General features: G+C 66.2%; 20 protein-coding genes and 1 pseudogene. 8 read left to right on the top strand and 13 right to left on the bottom strand.

What is annotated here, in order from left to right; translation table 11 throughout:
- Positions 1-31: 31 nt before the first annotated feature.
- The 5 genes and pseudogenes from K678_RS19730 to argJ form a co-directional block, all read left to right on the top strand.
- Positions 32-205 (top strand): annotated as a pseudogene (locus tag K678_RS19730) (circularly permuted type 2 ATP-grasp protein); the annotation flags it as partial.
- Positions 191-1,360, top strand: a complete 1,170-nt coding sequence (locus tag K678_RS07100; protein WP_269210506.1) for an alpha-E domain-containing protein — start codon at positions 191-193, stop codon at positions 1,358-1,360. The pseudogene K678_RS19730 and the gene K678_RS07100, both read left to right, overlap by 15 nt.
- Positions 1,357-2,238 carry a transglutaminase family protein gene (locus tag K678_RS07095; RefSeq protein WP_021131779.1) on the top strand — a complete coding sequence of 294 codons (882 nt, stop codon included), beginning with the start codon at positions 1,357-1,359 and terminating at the stop codon, positions 2,236-2,238. Before K678_RS07100 ends, K678_RS07095 begins: the two co-directional genes overlap by 4 nt.
- Positions 2,239-2,317: 79 nt before the next feature.
- Positions 2,318-2,731, top strand: coding sequence for a nuclear transport factor 2 family protein (locus K678_RS07090; RefSeq protein WP_039852325.1), 414 nt, complete (start codon positions 2,318-2,320; stop codon positions 2,729-2,731).
- Positions 2,732-2,855: 124 nt separating this feature from the next.
- Entirely contained in the window at positions 2,856-4,085 is a 1,230-nt protein-coding gene (argJ, locus tag K678_RS07085) for a bifunctional glutamate N-acetyltransferase/amino-acid acetyltransferase ArgJ (RefSeq protein ID WP_021131777.1), read from the top strand.
- A 37-nt stretch (positions 4,086-4,122) separates the two neighbouring features.
- Here the strand turns inward: argJ and hemW are convergent, their stop codons facing one another.
- The 9 genes from hemW to K678_RS07040 form a co-directional block, all read right to left on the bottom strand.
- Positions 4,123-5,265, bottom strand: coding sequence for a radical SAM family heme chaperone HemW (hemW, locus tag K678_RS07080; RefSeq protein WP_021131776.1), 1,143 nt, complete (start codon positions 5,263-5,265; stop codon positions 4,123-4,125).
- 5 nt (positions 5,266-5,270) lie between these two features.
- A complete protein-coding gene (gene rdgB / locus K678_RS07075) occupies positions 5,271-5,876 on the bottom strand; it encodes an RdgB/HAM1 family non-canonical purine NTP pyrophosphatase (protein WP_021131775.1) in 606 nt (201 codons plus the stop codon).
- Positions 5,876-6,592 (bottom strand): ribonuclease PH, encoded by a 717-nt coding sequence (gene rph / locus K678_RS07070; protein WP_021131774.1) that lies wholly within the window; start codon positions 6,590-6,592, stop codon positions 5,876-5,878. The genes rdgB and rph overlap by 1 nt, the downstream gene beginning before the upstream one ends.
- Positions 6,593-6,798: 206 nt before the next feature.
- The gene (locus tag K678_RS07065) at positions 6,799-7,362 is read right to left on the bottom strand and encodes an FCD domain-containing protein (RefSeq protein WP_021131773.1); all 564 of its coding nucleotides are present in this window, start codon (positions 7,360-7,362) and stop codon (positions 6,799-6,801) included.
- Entirely contained in the window at positions 7,356-8,138 is a 783-nt protein-coding gene (locus K678_RS07060; protein WP_021131772.1) for a phosphatase PAP2 family protein, read from the bottom strand. The genes K678_RS07065 and K678_RS07060 overlap by 7 nt, the downstream gene beginning before the upstream one ends.
- Complete coding sequence (locus K678_RS07055) at positions 8,135-9,784, bottom strand: ArnT family glycosyltransferase (protein ID WP_021131771.1); 1,650 nt, start codon at positions 9,782-9,784, stop codon at positions 8,135-8,137. Before K678_RS07055 ends, K678_RS07060 begins: the two co-directional genes overlap by 4 nt.
- 121 nt (positions 9,785-9,905) lie before the next feature.
- Entirely contained in the window at positions 9,906-10,475 is a 570-nt protein-coding gene (locus K678_RS07050; protein ID WP_021131770.1) for a D-sedoheptulose 7-phosphate isomerase, read from the bottom strand.
- 67 nt (positions 10,476-10,542) lie between these two features.
- On the bottom strand, positions 10,543-11,061 hold the full coding sequence (locus tag K678_RS07045) for a gamma-glutamylcyclotransferase family protein (RefSeq protein ID WP_021131769.1): 519 nt from the start codon (positions 11,059-11,061) through the stop codon (positions 10,543-10,545).
- Positions 11,058-12,548 carry a carboxypeptidase M32 gene (locus K678_RS07040; RefSeq protein ID WP_021131768.1) on the bottom strand — a complete coding sequence of 497 codons (1,491 nt, stop codon included), beginning with the start codon at positions 12,546-12,548 and terminating at the stop codon, positions 11,058-11,060. Before K678_RS07040 ends, K678_RS07045 begins: the two co-directional genes overlap by 4 nt.
- Before the next feature lie 122 nt (positions 12,549-12,670).
- On the opposite strand from K678_RS07040, the gene elbB reads away from it, so the two are divergent.
- The 3 genes from elbB to K678_RS07025 are packed head-to-tail and all read left to right on the top strand — an operon-like array spanning position 12,671 to position 14,537.
- Positions 12,671-13,339, top strand: a complete 669-nt coding sequence (gene elbB / locus K678_RS07035) for an isoprenoid biosynthesis glyoxalase ElbB (RefSeq protein WP_021131767.1) — start codon at positions 12,671-12,673, stop codon at positions 13,337-13,339.
- Between the two features lie 3 nt (positions 13,340-13,342).
- Positions 13,343-14,095 carry a HesA/MoeB/ThiF family protein gene (locus tag K678_RS07030; protein ID WP_021131766.1) on the top strand — a complete coding sequence of 251 codons (753 nt, stop codon included), beginning with the start codon at positions 13,343-13,345 and terminating at the stop codon, positions 14,093-14,095.
- On the top strand, positions 14,088-14,537 hold the full coding sequence (locus tag K678_RS07025; protein WP_021131765.1) for a DsrE family protein: 450 nt from the start codon (positions 14,088-14,090) through the stop codon (positions 14,535-14,537). Before K678_RS07030 ends, K678_RS07025 begins: the two co-directional genes overlap by 8 nt.
- 32 nt (positions 14,538-14,569) lie before the next feature.
- Here K678_RS07025 and K678_RS07020 read toward each other — a convergent pair whose 3' ends face one another.
- From K678_RS07020 to K678_RS17645, 4 genes are all read right to left on the bottom strand, one after another.
- On the bottom strand, positions 14,570-14,803 hold the full coding sequence (locus tag K678_RS07020; RefSeq protein ID WP_021131764.1) for a hypothetical protein: 234 nt from the start codon (positions 14,801-14,803) through the stop codon (positions 14,570-14,572).
- A gap of 135 nt (positions 14,804-14,938) precedes the next feature.
- Positions 14,939-15,478: a hypothetical protein gene (locus K678_RS07015; RefSeq protein WP_021131763.1), complete on the bottom strand. Its 540-nt coding sequence runs from the start codon at positions 15,476-15,478 to the stop codon at positions 14,939-14,941.
- Positions 15,479-15,544: 66 nt separating this feature from the next.
- Positions 15,545-16,582, bottom strand: a complete 1,038-nt coding sequence (locus K678_RS07010; RefSeq protein WP_021131762.1) for a glycosyltransferase family 4 protein — start codon at positions 16,580-16,582, stop codon at positions 15,545-15,547.
- An 89-nt stretch (positions 16,583-16,671) separates the two neighbouring features.
- Positions 16,672-19,233, bottom strand: coding sequence for a PAS domain S-box protein (locus K678_RS17645; protein ID WP_021131761.1), 2,562 nt, complete (start codon positions 19,231-19,233; stop codon positions 16,672-16,674).
- Positions 19,234-19,281: the final 48 nt, after the last annotated feature.

Below are 19,281 nucleotides of genomic sequence, written 5' to 3'. Positions count from 1 at the left end.
TCGGCTCGACCCCTAGACGCCGGAGGAACGGGCCGCCCTGGTCGCCGCGATCATCGAACGGCCAACGGATTGGGTGGCGCAGGAGGTCGGCGGGCTCTCGACCACCCCGGTCTGGCAGCGCGGACGACTGGAACCGCACCACATGGTGATCCGCGTCTTCGCCGTCGCCACCGACCGGGGCTGGTCGGTGATGCCGGGCGGGCTGGTGCGGGTCTCGGGCGAGAACGAACTGACCACCGCCCGGCTTCAGGCCGGAGGCGGCGGCAGCAAGGATCTGTGGGTGCTGTCCGAAACCCGCCCGACCCCGGAAAATGCCGAGCGCAGGGCGACGGCTCCGGTCAAGCTGGTGCGGGGCAGTCGCGATCTGCCCTCGCGCGTCGCCGACACCATGTTCTGGCTGGGCCGCTATCTCGAACGTTGCGAGACCACCACCCGATTACTGCGGGCGGCGTCGCAACGGACCGAAGACGCGCTGGATCAGGGCGACGGCCAACGCGCCACCGATACGATCCAGACCATCGCGCGGTTGGGGCTGACCCTGCCGCCGGGGCTGTTGAGCTATCCGCCCCATCATTTGCCCGCCGCCGTGGTCGAATTCCACGCCACCGGCCATCCCGGCAGTCTGGCCGACCATGCCGGACGGATGATCCGGCAGGCGGGCAATCTGCGAGACCGGCTGTCGCTCGATACCTGGCGGGCGCTGCAACGCCTCAAGGACGAGATCGACGCGATGACCAGCGCCAGCGGGCGCAGCGACACTCAGGGTCGGCTCAATCAGGTGGTGCTGACCGCCGAGGCGGTCAGTGGGCTGGCGATGGAGAACATGACCCGGGGGCCGATGTGGCTGTTCTGGGACACCGGCCGCCGGGTCGAACGCGCCGGAGCGATCGCCGACACGCTGGGCGGCGCGCTGGCGGGCGCGACCCACGAGCAGATGGTGCCGATGGACCTGCTGCTCGACATCTGGGACAGCGTGATGACCTACCGCTCGCGTTATCTCGCCGCGCCGCGTCTCGCCGCCGTGCTTGATCTCTTGATGTGCGACGAGAACAACCCCCGCGCGCTCGGCTTCCAATTGGCGGCGCTGGCCGGGCATATGGACCGGCTGGTCGCGATTTCGGGCGAGACCGGGTTCCTGCGCGCCGAGCAGCAATTGATGACGGTGCTGTGCGGCACCGTGCGGACCACCGACGTCACCGTGATCGCGCGTTATGACACCGATGGCGGCTTCATTGATGCCGAACGTCTGCTCGAAACGCTGCGCTCGCGCCTGTGGGAACTGTCCGAGGTAATCTCGCGCGAATACTTCACCCATGCCCAATGGCATTTGCCGCTGCATCCGATGGACCCGCTGCCGTGAAATACCGTGTCCGCCACCTGACCCGCTATCATTACGGCGCGCCGGTTTCGCTGTCGCACCATGCCGCCCACCTGCGCCCACGCGGCGACAGCAGCCAGCGTCATCATGGCGTCGATCTCGACATCACCCCCTTTCCGGCGGTGCTGAAGGATGACCGGCTCGATTATTTCGGCAACCCGACCACCTTTTTCACGATCCAGGAGCCGCACACTACCCTGGAGGTCGAGGTGCGTTTCGTCGTCGAAACCCACGCCCCGCCGCCCTTGCCCGCCGATGGCGGCGGCCCGTGGGAGACAACCCGCGACCGCCTGACCGCCGGCACCGGAGCCGGGATCGAGCGGAGCCTCGACTTCCTTCACGCCTCGTCGCAGGTGCCGCTGCTGGCCCAGGCCGCCGCCTATGCCGCGCCCAGCTTCCCGCCGGGGCGGCCGTTAGCCGAAGCGGTGCTCGATCTGGTCCGCCGCATCCACACCGATTTCGTCTTCGACCCCGATGCGACCTCGGTCGGAATCCCATTGGCCGAGGTGTTTTCGGGCCGTCGCGGCGTGTGCCAGGATTTCGCCCATGTCGGCATCGCCTGCCTGCGCGCCACCGGGCTGGCGGCGCGCTATGTCAGCGGCTATATCCGCACCCTGCCCCCGCCCGGACAGGAAAAGCTTCAGGGTGCCGACGCCTCGCACGCTTGGCTGTCGGTGTTCCTGCCCGGCTGGGGCTGGCTGGAGGTCGATCCGACCAACGACATGATCGCGGGCGAGGATCATGTCGTCGTCGCCTGGGGACGCGATTATGACGATGTCAGCCCGATCCGGGGGGTGGTTCTGGGCGGCGGCGATCACCATGTTGAGGTTGCGGTGGACGTCGACGTGATCCGGCCTTGAGCCTCCACCGCCAGCCTGATCGGCAGGCGGAGGTGTCTCTCATGACCAGGGGAAACGGACTCTCTCGGGACGGATGGCGATGAGCCCGCTGGAATCCTGGGCGGGATTCTGGTCCGGTCTTGGCCCGGAAACGCTTGACCGCCTCAACGATCTGGCCAGCCCCGATTTGCGCTTCGTCGATCCCTTCAACGATGTCCAGGGCCGTGATCAGGTCAAAGCCCTGTTGGGCCGGATGCTGCGCGATCTCGGTGCCCCCTCATTCGTCGTGCTGGATTGGGCGATGGGCGGCAAGGGGGGCTATCTGCGCTGGGATTTCGCCGCCACCATCGCCGGACAGCGCCTGTCGATCGCCGGGATGAGCGAGGTTCACTTCACCCCGGCCGGTCGGGTGTCGCTGCATCGCGATCATTGGGACGCGGGCGGACAGGTCTATGCCCGGGTACCGCTGCTGGGCCTCGGCATTCGAATGATGCGCAAGCGTCTGGCGTCATAAAGCTTTCCTATTCCAACCGCCCGACAAGTGATCTACGGTCGTCACTGAATCGACGCGAGACGTCGGCCGGGCCGAGTGCGATGCTCGCCCGGACCTTTTCGCTATACTGGACGTGACGACCATCATGACCGCGCTGTCTCCGCTTGCCCCCGCTTGTTTCCCCGACATGCCCGTGATCGACGGCGTGCGCCTTGCCAGCCACGCCTGTGGCGTTCGCTATGCCGGGCGTACCGATCTGCTGCTGGTCGAACTCGATCCCGGCAGCCGCGCCGCCGGTGTGTTCACCCGTTCGCTGACCGCGTCGGCCCCGGTCGAATGGTGCCGCACCGCCGTCGCCACCGGACGCGCGCGTCTGCTGGTGGTCAATTCCGGCAATGCCAACGCCTTCACCGGCGGGGCCGGGATCGCCTCGGTCGAGCGCACCGTCGCCAAGGCCGCCGAGATCGCCGGGTGTGCCACGACCGAGGTCTATGTCTCCTCGACCGGCACCATCGGCGTGCGCCTGCCCGACGAGAAGATCACCGCCGCCCTGGCCGACGCTCACGCCAAGCTTGCCCCCACCGCGTGGGAAGAAGCGGCGAAGGCGATCATGACCACCGACACCTATCCCAAGGGCGCGGCCCGCACCGCCACCATCGACGGCGTTACGGTGCGGATCAACGGCATCGCCAAAGGCTCGGGAATGATCGCCCCCGATATGGCGACGATGCTGTCTTATGTCTTCACCGATGCCGACATTTCGGCCGAGGCGCTTCAGGCGCTGCTGAAGGCGGGCACCGACCGCTCGTTCAACGCCATCACCGTCGATAGCGACACCTCGACCAGCGACACGCTGCTGCTGTTCGCGACCGCCAAGGCGGGCAACACCCCGATCGCCGATGCCGCCGATCCCCGCCTCGCCGATTTCAAGGCCAAGCTGTTCGACCTGCTGCTCGATCTGGCCCATCAGGTGGTCAAGGACGGCGAAGGCGCCAGCAAGTTCATCTCGATCAAGGTCACAGGGGCTGACACTCCGCGTGCCGCGCATGTGATCGGCATGGCGATCGCCAACTCGCCGCTGGTCAAGACCGCGATCGCGGGCGAGGACGCCAATTGGGGCCGCGTCGTGATGGCGGTGGGCAAGTCGGGCGAAAAGGCCGACCGGGATAAGCTGTCGATCCGGATCGGCGGCGTTCTTGTCGCCGACCAGGGCGAAGTCGTGCCCGGTTATGACGAAACCCCGGTCACCGCCCACATGAAGGGGCAAAATATCGAGATCGAGGTCGATGTCGGCATCGGCAGCGGCGAAGCCCAGGTGTGGACCTGCGACCTGACCCACGCCTATATCGACATCAACGGCTCGTACCGCACCTAAGACCAAGAGCGGACGGAAGGGGAGGCGGTCGCCTCCCCTACGCCAGCAGCATCGCCAGCACCGAATCCAGCAACGGCCAGCCCTCGGGCGTCGCGCGCAATCGCCCGCCGACGCAATCAACCAGCCCGGCCGCGCAGAGGCGATCCAGACCGCGCCGGTCGATCACCTGATCGACGCTCAGCCCGCACCCGGCGGCCAGCCGGGCCAGATCAATCCCCTCGGCCAGACGCAGCCCCATCATCACCCGTTCGGCGGCGAGCGATTGCGGCGACAGTCCCTCTTCGCTCGCGGTGCCGTGACCGTCGGCCTCGACCGAAGCCAGCCACGTCTCTGGCTCGCGGGTCTGGGCAAACGCAGTCCCGCCCACCCGTCCATGCGCGCCGGGACCGATTCCGATCCAGTCGCCACCGCGCCAATAGGTCAGATTGTGGCGGCATTCCGCGCCGGGACGGGCATGGTTGGAGACTTCATAGGCGGGCAACCCGGCCTCGACGGTCATCGCGCGGGTCAGATCGAGCAAGGCGCGGCCCAGATCGTCGTCGGGCGGTTCGATCCCGCGCTGCCCGAAGATTGTGCCGTCCTCGATCGTCAGTTGATACAGCGAGAGATGCTCGGGAGCGAAACTCAGCGCCTCGGCCAGTTCCGCCCGCCATGCCGCCACGCTCTGGCCGGGGCGGGAATGGATCAGGTCGAACGACAGGCGGGGAAAGACGGCGCGGGCCATCTCCAGCGCGGCGCGGCCGGTGGCGACATCGTGGGGACGACCCAGCCAGCGCAGCGAAACGTCGTCAAGCGCCTGAAGCCCGAGCGAGAGGCGTTCGATGCCGGCGGCGCGATAGGCGCGGAAGCGACCGGCATCGGCGCTGTCGGGATTGGCCTCCATCGAGACTTCCCAATCCGGCGCACAGTCCCACAGGCCTTGCGCCCGCGCGATGATCGCGGCAACGATGTCGGGATCGAGCAGCGAGGGCGTGCCGCCGCCGAAAAACAGGCTGGTCGGTCGCCGCCCTGGTGTCCGCTCCGCGAAATGCTCAAGCTCGGTCAGCAGCGCCCGACCCCAACGGCGCTGATCGACCGCCCCGGCGACGGGTCGGCTGTTGAAATCGCAATAGGGGCATTTCGACCGGCAGAACGGCCAATGGACATACAGCCCGAAACCGGCATCCGGTTCCGTCGTCACCCCGGTCAGCCGGGGGTAAAGCAGGCCGCGACCAACTGCCGGAAGGCGTCGGCGCGGTGGCTGATGGCATGCTTGGCGGCGGGCTCGATCTCGGCAAAGGTCAGGCTGCCGCCGATCGGACGAAAGATCGGGTCATAGCCGAACCCCTTGTCGCCCTGGGGCGGCCAGACGATTTCGCCCGCGACGGTGCCTTCGAAGCTGTCGCAATGACCATCGGGCCAGGCCAGCGACAGCACGCAGACGAACTGGGCCGAGCGATCGGAAGTGCTGCCCAATTCGGTATTGATCCGCGCCATCGCGGCGGCGAAATCCTTGTCCGGCCCAGCCCAGCGGGCGGAAAAGATCCCCGGAGCGCCGCCCAGAGCGGTCACCGCCAGACCGGAATCGTCGGCCAGCGCCGGGAGACCGCTGGCGGTCGCGGCGGCGCGGGCTTTCAATTCGGCGTTGGCGACGAAGGTCGCCCCGGTCTCTTCCGGTTCGGGCAGTCCCAGCGTCGCGGCAGAGACCACATCGGCGCCGAACGGCGCAAGCAGGTCGCCGATCTCGCGCACCTTGCCCTGGTTATGGCTGGCGATGACCAGCTTTCCTCCGCCGAAACGCCGGGTGTTCATCACGCCTCCAGAGCCCGCTTCTGGATTTCGACCAATTCGCCGATGCCTTTTTCGGCCAGCGCCAGCAATTCCAGGAACTGGTCGCGGGCGAACGGGCATTCCTCGGCGGTGCCCTGGATTTCGACGATGCCGCCGCGCCCGGTCAGGACGAAATTGGCATCGGCCCAGGCGGTCGAATCTTCGGGGTAATCGAGATCAAGCACCGCGACCCCTTCGCACAGGCCGCAAGAGACGGCGGCGACATGATCGGTCAACGGCACCGCCGCCAGCAGGCCCTGCTCGACCAGCTTGCGGAAAGCCAGTGCCAGCGCCACCCAGCTTCCGGTAATCGCAGCGGTACGGGTGCCGCCATCGGCCTGAAGCACGTCACAATCGATGCGGATCTGACGCTCGCCCATCGCGGCGAGATCGACCACCGAGCGCAGCGAGCGGCCGATCAGGCGCTGAATTTCATGGGTGCGGCCGGATTGCTTGCCCTTGGCCGCCTCGCGGTCGGTGCGGGTGTGAGTCGAGCGCGGCAACATGCCGTATTCGGCGGTGACCCAGCCCTTGCCGGTGTTGCGCAGGAACGGCGGCACCCGCTCTTCGACCGAGGCGGTGCACAGGACGTGGGTGTCGCCAAAGCGGGCAAGACACGATCCTTCGGCATGCCGGGAAAAGCCCGGTTCAAGGCTGATGGTGCGAAGCTGATCGAAGGCGCGGCCGGACGGTCTCATTGCAAACGGGTCCTCTTGGTTCATACGGGCGGTGACCCTAGCCCGGATTTCCCGCCCTGTCACGAGCGAGGGAGTCGGGTCATCGTCTCTGGAGGCGGCGGAGCCGCCGACTGGGCCATTGAGGCCCCGCGAGCTGATGCGAGCGAGAGCCAAACGGGCCGGATGGACCGTGCCGGCGATTGAGGGCGCTCTCCTTAAGAATCGCGTCAGCGACGGCTGGAAGTCAGACCGATCCCATCCTGGCGGCGCAACGCCACCTCGCGGCGGGCGTCGTCCTCACGGGCTTCGCGCAGGGCGTCCTCGGTGGCGTCGATATGGGCTTCGCTGAGGCGACGGGCCAACGCCCCATCGCGGGCCAGGATCGCCTGCCACATCGCCCGGTGCTGAGCCAGAAAGCCGTCACGGACCCCCCGGCGGCGGTACAGATCACAGCGGTCATAGAACACCCCGCCGCGCAGCATCTCGAAAATCCGCAACATCACCCGGGTGGTGACAGGGTTGCCCGCCGCTTCACACAACGCGGTGTGAAAGTCGGTATCGGCGGCGGCTTCCTGATCGGGATCGTCGTGGAGGTGGGCATCCTCCAACGCCTGGACACAGGCGGCGATCCGGGCCAGATCGGCCTCGGTCGCCCGCGTCGCCGCCATCTCGGCAACCGATCCGGCCATCAGGCGGCGGAATTCGAAATAATCGAAGGCGGTCTCGGGATGGCCGTGCAGCAGCCCGGCCAGCGGCTCGGACCCGCCGGTGTCGGCGTCGCGGCTCACCATCCCCCCTCTCCGGGCGGACGATAGCGGACGTCGATGCCCCGCAAAGACAACAGCTTGGCCAGGGCCAGGGTGATGAAGATCCCCAGCCACGCCCCGGCCACCACGTCGGAGAAATAATGCACGGTGGTCAGCACCCGGCTCGACGCCACCAGAATCGCCAGGGCGATATAGGCAAGGCTATAGCGGGGAAACACCAGGGCCAGCGCGATCATCGCCGAAAAAATCGCCTGGGAATGACCCGACGGGAAGGAATTGACCGCCCAGCCATGCGAGAAGGGGGTGAAGGTCGCAATCCCCTGCTCGAACAGAACCTGGGGACGGCTGCGCCCGACCAGATACTTCAGCAGAGAACCGATCAGGCCCGACACCGCCATCGACAGGAAGACAAAGCCGGGCGCCCAGGCCAGACGGGTGAACCGCTCACGCGCCGCCGGGCTGACCGCAATCCGCCGCGCCAGCAGGAACACCAGGGTCAGAATCCCGGTCGGGATCAGCCACACCCCGGCGATGCCCACTTCGGTGACGATCTTCAGGAAGCCCTCGAAATCGCCCGACACCGTTTCCTTGAACAGCAGCGCCAGCGGCTCGTCGAGCAGGAAGACGCCAAGGCCGCCCAGAATCAGGGCGTACACCGACAGCCATTCCATCGGCGAAGTGATGGTGCGCCGCCATTGCCGCGCCACCGCGCCACGCAAACGACTGGACTTCTCCCACCGCGCCGCGATCGAGATTGCGACCCGCTCGAACGGCAGCAGCATGCTATCGATCACACTCACGGCTTCATATCCTCCACCGCATAGGCGGTCAGCACCACCGGGCGGCCGCGCGAGTAATTGAATCCCTTGACCTTGCCGACCGCCGCGACCTTCAACGTCCGCGCCGCGCATTCGGCCTGGAACGCACTTTCCTCGCGGTCGGAAATCAGAACCAGGGTTCCGGGGCGGTTGGCCAGGATGATTGCCGCCTCGCCCCCGTTGCTGAGCTTGGTATCGGTACCGAGCAGGAACACCAGGCTGGGTTCGGAATAGCCCGCCACCACCACCGGCCCCTGATGCGGCCGGGCGGCGGCCAGTTCGGCAACCGAGCGGCTGACCCAAAGCTGGTTGAGCTGGGGCAACACCCCGTCCATCACCACCGGGAAAGCGGCACAGGCGGTCACCAGCACCGCGAAGGCAGCCCCCAGCACCCGGCTCTGGATCATCAGCCACGCCGACAACAGCCCGGTCCCGGCAATCGCGACAAAGGCGGGCAGACTAGTCAGGTCGAACCGATCACCAAAGCCCAAGGGGGCGAGCAGCACCGCGCCCGCGATCGCCAGCGCGATCAGGCTCCACGCAATCGCCCACAGCCGCGAGGTGCGGCCAAAGCGCATTTCGCCGCCCCAGGCCGCCGCCGCCATCAGCAGCGCCAGCGCGGGAAAGGTCGGCAGAACGTAATGCGGCAGCTTGGTCGGGATCAGTTCGAACATCACCCAGGCCGGAATGATCCAGGCGAAACAGAACCGGACCTCGGGCCGGGCCCGCTGGCTCCAGGCCCAGATCAGCCCCGGCACCAGCAGCAGCGAGGCGGGCCACAAGGTCACCGGCGACAGCAGCAGATACATTCCGGGCGGCGCGCCGTGGCTTTCCTGCGCCCCCAGCAATTTGGGCAACAGATCGCCTTTGACCGCTTCGCCGACAAAGGCGCCGTCGGTCGCCTGACTGATCGCGAAGAACCACGGTGCCGCGATCGCGGTCGCGATCGCCAGCCCCTCGATCGGGCGCAATCCCCACAGCCAGCCTGCCCCGATGACCCGCCGGTCGGCGATCACCAGGGTCAGAATCGTCAGCAGCAGGATCACCGGCACCACCGGCCCTTTGAGCAGGACCGAGACGCCGATCGCGACCCAGAAGGTCAGCGCGGCACCAAAACCGGGGGTGGTATCGTTGCGCCGTGCCGCCAGATAGAACCGCCCCAGCACCGCTTGGGCCAGCACGACCGAGGCCAGCAACATCGCATCGGTTTTGGCCTGATGGGCCTCGGCGACCAGCAGCAGACACGACGCCAGCAGCGCCGCGCCCAACAACGCCGCCGGAGGCCCGAACAGCCGCCGTCCGATTCCAAAAGTCATCAGCGCCGCCGCCCACGCCGCCAGCACCGAGGGCAGACGATAAGGCCACGGCTCGCGGGTGGTGGGATCGGAAAAGGCAAGAACGCTGGCCGCCTGAGCCCAATAGGCCCCGGCCGGTTTCTTTGCCCGCATCTCCGACTGGAACTGAATCCGGACGTAATCGCCGGTTTCCAACATCTGACGGGTCGCCTGCATGAAACGGGATTCGTCACGGTCAAGCGGAGGCACCGTGACCAGTCCCGGCATGTACAGGAACAGGCACATCAGGGTAAGCAGTAGATAAGGGCGGGTGCCGCCAGTCAGCCGATCCACGTCCTGGTCTTCCTGCAATAAAAGAAATTTACGAGGGCATCAACAGCACGACACCCCCCACGAGGTCAAGCCCACTCCTTAAGGAAGCGGGTCGTAACGGCTTTCGTTCCGACCGAAGAGGCTAGGCCGCCGCTTCGATCCGGTCGCACAGAGCATGACCGATCAGGATGTGCATTTCCTGAATACGGGCGGTCACCGGACTGGGCACCACCAGCAACGGATCGGCCAGACCGACCATCGCCCCGCCGTCGCGGCCCGACAGACCGGCGGCGACCATGCCGTTGGCCCGCGCGGCCTGAAGCGCCTTCAACACATTGGGGCTGTTGCCCGAGGTCGAAATGCCGATGGCGACGTCACCCGGCTGTCCCAACGCCTCGATCTGACGGGCATAGATATCGTCGAACGAGAAATCGTTGCCGCAGGCGGTCAGGATCGAACTGTCGGTGGTCAGCGCCAGCGCCGCCAGCGCCGGGCGATTGACCCGATAGCGGACCACCAGTTCGGCGGCGAGATGCTGGGCATCGGCGGCGCTGCCGCCATTGCCGAAGAACAGAATCTTGCCGCCACCGGCCAAAGCGGCCAAACAGGCTTCGACCAGATGGCGGAACGGCGCACGCACCGCCGGGCCGGTCAGGGCCAGCACTTCGGCATGTCCGGCAATCTGGTCGTCAAGAAAATCGGCGAAATCCACGGAATCGGACTCCTCTCGGCACGGTGTGGCGCGATGATTACCGCGCCGCACCCTTGGCGGCAATGCTTTATCCCGCAGTGCGGCGTCCCCGCGTCGCCCCCGGAGCCATCGGCGGCCGCTTGGCCCCGTCGGCCCCGCTGGCCCCCGGATCGAATCCGGCCATCAGCCGACGCAGGCGGGGGAGATAACCGCCCTTGTGTACGCTCTGCCAGCTTTCCAGCCGCCACACCCGGTTCTCGGCCTGGATATGGGGCGGGCAGACATAAAGTCCAGCGGTCACCCTCCGCCCCGCCGCGTCGGTGACGGCAACGATTCCGACATCGTATTCCCAGCCTTCGTAATAGGCCAGCCGCGCCCGGTCCAGTTCGCTCAGACCGCCGACCAGATGCCCCTCGACCCGCCCGCCGGGATGGGGTCGCAGCATCGGATAAGACCGCCCGGCGACGTGAACCCGGCGCACCCCGCGCACCGAGGCCGGTTCGATCCGCACACTGGCCAGCGAATGGCCCAGCACCAGGGCCAGCACGTCCGGGTCCATCAGGGTGCCGAAGAAGAACATCGGCGCGTCGGTCGCCACCGCGTTCATCCCAGGTAACGCCCACGCAAATGGGCCTCGAACAGTGCGGGGTCAAGCGGCCGCCCGGTCGCGGCAATCATCAGATCGGAGGTCGAGAGCGACGAGCCCTTGCCGTGGATTTCGGCGCGCAGCCAGTCGAGCAGCGGCCGGATATCGCCCTGGGCCAGCGCGTCGGTCAGGCCGGGAATTGCCCGACGGGCGGCATCGAACAGTTGGGCAGCGGTCATCGCGCCTAGGGTATAGGTGGGGAAATAGCCCCACGACCCGCTGTACCAATGGATATCCTGCAAGCAGCCCAGGCGGTCGTTGGGCGGCGTGATTCCGAGCAAACGGCGATAGCCTTCGTTCCAGGCGGCGGGAAGGTCTTCCAGCTCCATCCGGCCTTCGATCAGCGCCCGTTCCAGCCGATAGCGGATGATGACATGGGCGGGATAGGTCACTTCGTCGGCATCGACACGGATAAAGCCGGGTTCGACCTTGATCCCGCGCCGGTACAGCGCCTCGGCCTCCCAGGCCGGACCGGCGACGTCGAAGGCGGCGCGGATCGCCGGTGCGGCGAAATCGGCAAAGGCCCGCGAGCGGGCCACCTGCATCTCGAACAGCAGCGATTGGGATTCGTGCATCACCATGCCGCGGGCGCGGGCGACCGGCTGGTGACGCCAACGCCCGCCCGGCAGACCAAATTCATAAAGGGAATGGCCGGTTTCGTGGATCACTCCCATCAGCGCCGAACTGAAATCGGCCTCGTCATAGCGGGTGGTGATACGGGTATCGTCGGCATGGCCGCCACAGAACGGATGGTGCGAGATGTCGAGCCGACCCCGGGTGAAATCGAACCCAAGGCGTGTCATCATGTCGAGGCCCAGGGCGCGCTGACGCTCGATCGGGAACGGTCCGGGCGGCGGCGCGGGCGGCGGATTGCGGCGCTGGGCCTCCAGCACCTCGGCAATAAAGCCGGGCAGGAAGCCTTCCAGATGATCGAACACCGGGTCGATCGCGGCGGCCCGCCCGCCCGGCTCGTACTGATCGAGCAGAGCGTCATACAGCCCGACTCCCAGCCGCTCGGCCTTGACCGCGCCGACCTCGCGCGCCAGCGACAGCACCGTCTTCAGCGAAGGCAGCACCTGGGCAAAATCGGCGGCGGCACGGGCCTCGCGCCAGACCATCTCACAGGCGGCCTCGGCCCGGGTCACCGCCTCGACCAGATCGGCGGGCAAGGCGGCGGCATGGACCCAATCGCGCCGCATCTCGGCCAGATTGGCCCGCTCCCATCCCTCCAGCGTTTCGCCCTCGGCGGCGTCGAGCAGGTCGGGCAGGTCCGGCGCGGCCATGATCTGATGATGCAGGCCGCGCAGCACGGCGAACTGCTCGGCACGGGATTCGGCGCTGCCGTCCGGCATCATCGTCGCCATGTCCCAGTGCAAGATCGACAAGGCATCACCGATCACCGACGCCTTGTGAAAACGGGCTTCAAGCTGGGCATAGGCACTGGTCATGGCAGATCACATCTCGCGCGCAGGGGGGATCTCGTCGTTTGACCAAGGATAGACCATGGCTCCGACGGCGGGAAATCGTATAATCGCCCCCTTCCCTTTCCTCGATCAGGAGTCGCGCCGCCATGTCCGCTCAACCGAGATTCGCCGTGATTCTGTCGGGCTGCGGCGTCTTTGACGGAACCGAGATTCACGAATCCGTCCTGACCCTGCTGGCAATCGACCGGCTGGGCGGAACCTATCGCTGCTATGCCCCCGACCGCCCCCAATTGCATGTCGTCAACCACCTGACCGGCGCGGTCGCCGCGGGCGAGACCCGCAATGTCCTGGTCGAATCCGCCCGGATCGCCCGGGGCGTGATCACCGATCTGGCCGAGTTCGACCCGGCCGAGTGTGACGCCCTGATCCTGCCCGGCGGCTTTGGGGCTGCCAAGAATCTGTGCGGCTTTGCCATCGATGGAGCCGCCTGCGCCGTCGATCCCGCCACCGAACGGGCGGTGCGGCTGATGCTGGCGGCGGGCAAGCCGATCGGGGCGCTGTGCATCGCCCCGGCATTGCTGGCGCGGATCGTCGGCGACGGGGCCGAACTCACCATCGGCAATGACAGCGGCACCGCCGCCGCGATCGACCAGATGGGCGCGCATCACCGCACCGCCGGTCCGGGCGAAGTGATCATCGACCCGGTGCACAAGATCGCGACCTCGCCCTGCTATATGCTGGACTCGACGATCGCGACGATTGCCGTTGGGGTGGAGAACACCGTCCGCGCCTTGCTGACTCTGATGGGACGCTGACCGTTGGATTTCACCGAAGCGCAGACCCACCGCTATGCACGCCACATCCTGCTGCCCGAAATCGGCGGAACCGGACAGGCGCGTCTGCTGGCGGCAAAGGTGCTGGTGGTCGGGGCCGGGGGCCTCGGCTCGCCGCTGATCCTGTATCTCGCCGCCGCCGGGATCGGCACCATCACCGTGATCGATGACGACACGGTCGAGCTGTCGAACCTCCAGCGTCAGGTGCTGCACAAGACCTCCGGGTTGGGCCAGCCCAAGGTCGACAGCGCCGCCGCCGCGATTGCTGACCTCAACCCGGACGTCCGGCTGGTGCCGGTGCGCGACCGGCTGACCGCCGCCAATATTGACGCCCTGATCGCCGAACATGACATCGTTGCCGACGGGTCGGACAATTTCGCCACCCGCTTCCTGATTAACGATGCCTGCCGCCGCGCCGGCCGGACCCTGGTATCGGCAGCGATCCGCCGCTTCGACGGACAGCTTTCGACCTTCCGCGCCGATGGGCCGTGCTATCGCTGCCTCCACCCCGAAGACGTCGTTGATGGCGACGGCCCCACCTGCGCCAATGCCGGGGTGCTGGGCTCGGTGGCGGGAACGCTCGGCACGATGCAGGCGACCGAGGTGGTCAAGGAAGTGCTGGGGATCGGCGAAAGCCTATCGGGACGGCTGCTGCGCTATGACGCGCTGAAGGCAACGGTCAGCATCGCCCGGCTGCACCGCGATCCCGCCTGCCCGGTCTGCGGCGACCATGGCTGAGGCCACCCGGACCGAAACCGGACCGCTGGCGCTGGTGGTGTTCTCCCCCGCCTTCGAGCGGGTTCACTATGCCCTGGCGATCGCCGCCGCCGCGCTGGCCTGCAATCGCCCGGTCACTCTGTTCTTTGCCATGGCCGCCACCCGCGCCCTTGCCCGCCCCGCTGCGGATGGGACTCCCGGCTGGGCCGGGCTGGGGTCGGATCAAGGCGGACAAAGCCCCGTCGAGATCGATTCCGCCTTGCGTGCCAAGGGGATCGCCGGATTCGAAGACCTGTTCGCCGCCTGCGTCGGGCTGGGGGCGTCGGTAATGGTGTGCGAGATGGGGCTGCGCGCCCTCGACCTCACCCCGGATGCCCTGCGCGACGACGTCCCTCTGCGTCCCGGCGGCCTCGTCACCTTTCTCGGTGAAATCGGCGGCGCTGGGGCACCGATGTTTATCTAGGACATCGTGCGTCCTGTTTGACGCGCACGGCTCTACACATCGCGCTCGGGGTCGATGTCGAGATGGCGTTTGCCGTATTTTCCGGTGAAGGTCGGTCCGTCGTCGATTTCGACATGGACGCGGACCAGACCATCGGCCTGGCGCACCAGTTGCTCGTTCAGCGCCAGAACCTGTTCCCACGACCGGAATGCCAGGGTGGTCAGGCTCAGCCACCCTTCGAGAGCGGCCTGGTGCATCGTCAGCATCGCTCGGAATGGATCGGTCATCGCGGGTTCTCCCCAGCATGGCCCGATCCCGCAATGGAATCGGGGCGACTGCTATCGTAAACCGCAGCGCCCCGAGATACCATCGTCACGCAATTTCGAATTGAAAATACCGTGACACAATGACGACAGATAGGATCAGTTGGCCTGAGCGGTCTGGTTCTTCTTGGGCTGCTGATGACGCGGGGTCTTGCTGGCCGCCTTGGTCACCGGAGCCGCGCAATCCGACATATGGTCAGGACGGCCGACCGTCTGTCCGGCAAAGGCGATCAACTGAGGCGGGCTCATTTGCATCACCTGATCGAACATCTGCGCCCGGGTTTCGCAATACGAATCGACCTCGTGCACCCGCACCGATTCGCGGTTGGTGACCTGAGTGTTGTAGCGATCGAAGGCTGCCGGGCTCTTGAAATGGGTCCGCAGGACCTGAGCATTGTCGGACAGGGTCGAGCCGAAACGGCCGACATAGCCGCCCCATTTGGCATGCAGCGAGGAATCTTCGCCCCGGCAATTCAACGCCGCAACCTGAAGCTGGTTATGCAACTGCCGCAACTGAGCGGCTTGAATTTGTTCGGGGGTAGCGCAGGCCCCGCCGGTTTTCCCGCTGCTACGGGCATCGGCGGCAAAAGACGGAAGGACAAGACAGCAGGCGACAGCAAGGACGCGGATCCGATTCACGGCCGACACCTCCAGGGAACTGGGACTAGAAAAGCGGCGTCAGTATCTGCCCCTCGTGTCCAAGACTCAACTGGCTTCAGCCGTACTAGGTATTTTATCGGTCGAATCCCCGAACGGACGCAGATGGCCGAGAAAGTCGCGGGCGACCGTCGCCCAGGAAAAACGGGCGGCGTGCTCGCGGCAGAGCTGGGGCGACAGCGCCAGCGCCGCCCGCGCCGCCTGCCCCAAATCTTCGGACAGCACTCCAACCGGGGCATCGCCGACGACGTCGCGGGGGCCGGTGACCGGAAACGCCGCGACCGGCACGCCACAGGCCAGCGCTTCCAGCATCACCAGACCGAAGGTATCGGTGCGGCTGGGAAACACGAACACGTCGCCATCGCTATAGGCTCGGGATAATTCGTCGTCGCCATTGACGATGCGGAAATGGGCCTCGGGATAGCGCTTGATCAGCCCGGCCCGCGCCGGACCATCGCCAACCACCAGCTTCGACCCCGGCAAATCGAGGTCGAGAAAGGCGGGCAGATTCTTTTCGACCGCGACCCGTCCGACATAAAGGAACACCGGACGGGGCAGATCGAACAGCCCCTTGCCGCGCGGGCGAAAGGCATCGGTATCGACCCCGTGCGACCATTCGACCGCCCCGGTGAAATCGCGTTCGCGCAATTCCCGATAGACCGAGGGCGATGGGCACAGCGTCGCCGCCGCCGGCTGGTGAAAATAGCGCATCAGCGCATAGGACCATTCAAGCGGCAATCCGGTCCGGGCGGTGACGTAATCGGGAAATTTGGTGTGATAGGCGGTGGTGAACGGCAGCGACCGCTCCAGACACCAGGACCGCCCGGCCCAGCCCAGCGGCCCCTCGGTGGCGAGGTGAACCGCATCGGGGGCAAAGGACTCCAACATCGCCGCCAGCCGCGCGGCGGGAAACAGCGCCAGGGGGATTTCGGGATAACTGGGGCAGGGAATGTTGGGAAAGGCACCCGGTTCGAACACCGCGATCTCGTGCCCCATCGCCTCCAGCGTCGCGGTCAACGCCGTCAGCACCCGGACCACGCCGTTGCGCTGCGGTGTCCAGGCGTCGGTGACCATCGCGATACGCATCGGCGCGCTCTCCCCTATCTATCGTCGCAGGGTTAGGCCCTCTGGCCTATCGAAGGCAAGTGACGAGACAATGACAGAGGGGGAAACCCCTATGATGCAGGCAGCGTAAAGGAAAACACCGACCCTTCGCCCGGAACGGACTCGACCCAGATACGGCCACCGTGGCGATCGACAATCCGCTTACAAATCGCCAGCCCGATCCCGGTGCCGTCATAGCGCCCCTGGGGATGCAGCCGCTGGAAGATGCGGAAAATCCGGTCGAAATAGGCCGGTTCGATCCCGATCCCATTATCGGCGACGTCAAAGCGCCAGTCGGCCCCTTGGCGGGAACAGGCGATCCGAATCTCGGGCACGCGGTCAGGCAGACGGTATTTGAGGGCATTGCCGACCAGATTCTGAAACAGCCGGGTCAATTGCGCCCCGTCGCCCATCACGTTGGCCGGACTGGTCGGCTCCTCAACCGTAATCCGGGCATCGCATTCGGCGATGGCCGAGCCAAGATCGCGAACCGCCTGATCGATCGTCGAGCGGACATCGACCGGAACAATCGGATCGCCGCCACGTTCGATACGGGCGTAATCGAGCAAATCGAGCACCAGCCGATCCATCCGCCGCGCCCCGTCGCGGGCATAGTCGAGGAATTGGCGGCCATCCTCGTCCAGCACCGCGGCGTACCGTCGCTCGATCAACGACAGATAGCTGCTGATCATCCGAAGCGGTTCGCGCAGATCGTGGCTGGCGACATAGGCGAATTGTTCCAGTTCCTCATTCGAGCGCTGGACCTCGGCGATGTGGCGGGCGATCTGAGCCTCGGCTTCGGTCTGATCGGTGATATCGCGCGAGAACACCGCGACTCGAAACGCCTTCCCCTCGCTGTTGACGACCGGGTGAATCATATTGTCGAACACCCGACCATGGCGCCGGTCGACCAGCCGCTCGGGGCGGCCCGACGCGATCACCGTCGCGACGGCGATGCGGCGGGTGACCGAGGTCTCGGGCGGGAACAGGTCCCACAAATTGCTCCCCAGCATCGTTTCGACCGGAATCCCCAGCCGATCGGCCAGAACGCCGTTGCAGGCAAGCAGGGTTCCGTCGGCCTCGATCAGCAACGTCGCATCGACCGAGCAATTGAGCAGCACCTGGATCAGCGACTGGCTTTCCTGCAACACCGCCTCGGCGCGCTTGCGATCCTCGATCAGGCGCAAGGTGCCCTCGCTGCCGGAAAAGCGGCCGCCCCCCTCCGCGAACAGGCGGGTGCTGGCGGAAACCCACACGGGATGTCCATCCTTGTGGCGCATCTGGAATTCGTAATCGGTGACCGAGCCGCCGTTCGCCAGCATCGCGGCCAGAATCGACGATCGCAACGTGGGATCGATTAAAGCCACCGCCGTCGGCTGACCCAGCAATTCCGAGGCGGTATAGCCCAGCACCGTCTCGACCGAGCGCGACAGCATCGAAATCCGGCCATCGGCATCCGAGCGATAGAAGATGTCGGTCATGTTATCGAGAATCGATCGCAAGTCCGTTTCGGAGCGGCGTAGTTCGTCGGTGACTCGCGACAATTCGGTGATATCGGTCATCGCGCCGACGATCCCGGCAACGCTGCCGTCGGCATCGAGGAAGCGCGCCTTGCTGAACAGCATCCGATGCAGACTGCCGTCGGCAAAGCGGATCGGAGCCTCATAGGTCTGAGGGACCCCGTCGAGCAGAACCTTGCGGTCGGCCTCGATATGCAAGGTGGCCAGATCGGAACTGTTGAAGTCAAAGCTGGTTTTGCCAACCAGACTGTCGCGACTGAGCCCCAGGGCCTGTTCGAAGGCCCGATTGACGGTCAGAAAGCCGCCATCGACGCTCTTGGCAAAGACGGGTCCGGGCAGGGTGTCGATCAGGGCATCGCGCAAGGCAAGCTGGCTGCGGATCACCCGCCGCGCCGCGTCATACTGGGCGATGCGGCGCTCCAGGGCCTCGGTCTGGTGGGCGACCTGAGCCTTCAGCGAAGCGGCGACGATCTCACCATCCATCCGCAACAAGGCAATAGCGATCAGCAGATTGCCGAAACTGCTGATGGTGTAATAGAGCGCCTGGGCTCCATCCATCGTCGGGAAATCGGCGATCGGCCCCTCGACCGTCAGCACCACAATCCCGCGCAGCAGCAAAACCGCGCACCATACGCCGAGAACCCCTGCGATCAGCGGCGATCCGGCGGTGGGATCGGCGCGGCGAGCCTGGACCAGAATCCAGGCGGCATGAAACAGGATCGGAGCCCGGGCAAGCGAGACAAGGGCGACGCGGGCATTGACGCTGTCCCACGGGCCGACGCTGGCGAATGCAACGGCAAGGAACAGGAGCAGGATCAGACCATGCGGCCACCACACTTCGCGGCGATTGGCCAACGTGCAGGCCCCGGCATGGACCGCCACCGCCGACATCATCACCAGCAGATTGCCGAGGACGATCGCGACCTCCATCGTCAGAATGTCGCGCAGCAAAATAATGATGAGACCGGCCCCATAGAGCCCAGTCGACGCGGCAAAGGCAATCCAGCGGCGGTCGCCGCGCCGGGCCCAGCCGAACACCAGAATGACCAAGCCCACGGCCAGCGATAAGGTTGCCGCCGAGAAAGCCAGGGTTCCGACATCCAGTCTCAGCATCCGCTGCCTTCCTCTTTAGCCAGGACGTCTTAGACGACCAACCCGTCA

It is taken from the genome of Magnetospirillum fulvum MGU-K5, assembly GCF_000442515.1.
Lineage (GTDB): Bacteria > Pseudomonadota > Alphaproteobacteria > Rhodospirillales > Magnetospirillaceae > Phaeospirillum > Phaeospirillum fulvum_B.
This window is presented reverse-complemented; position numbering and strand designations above follow the sequence as displayed.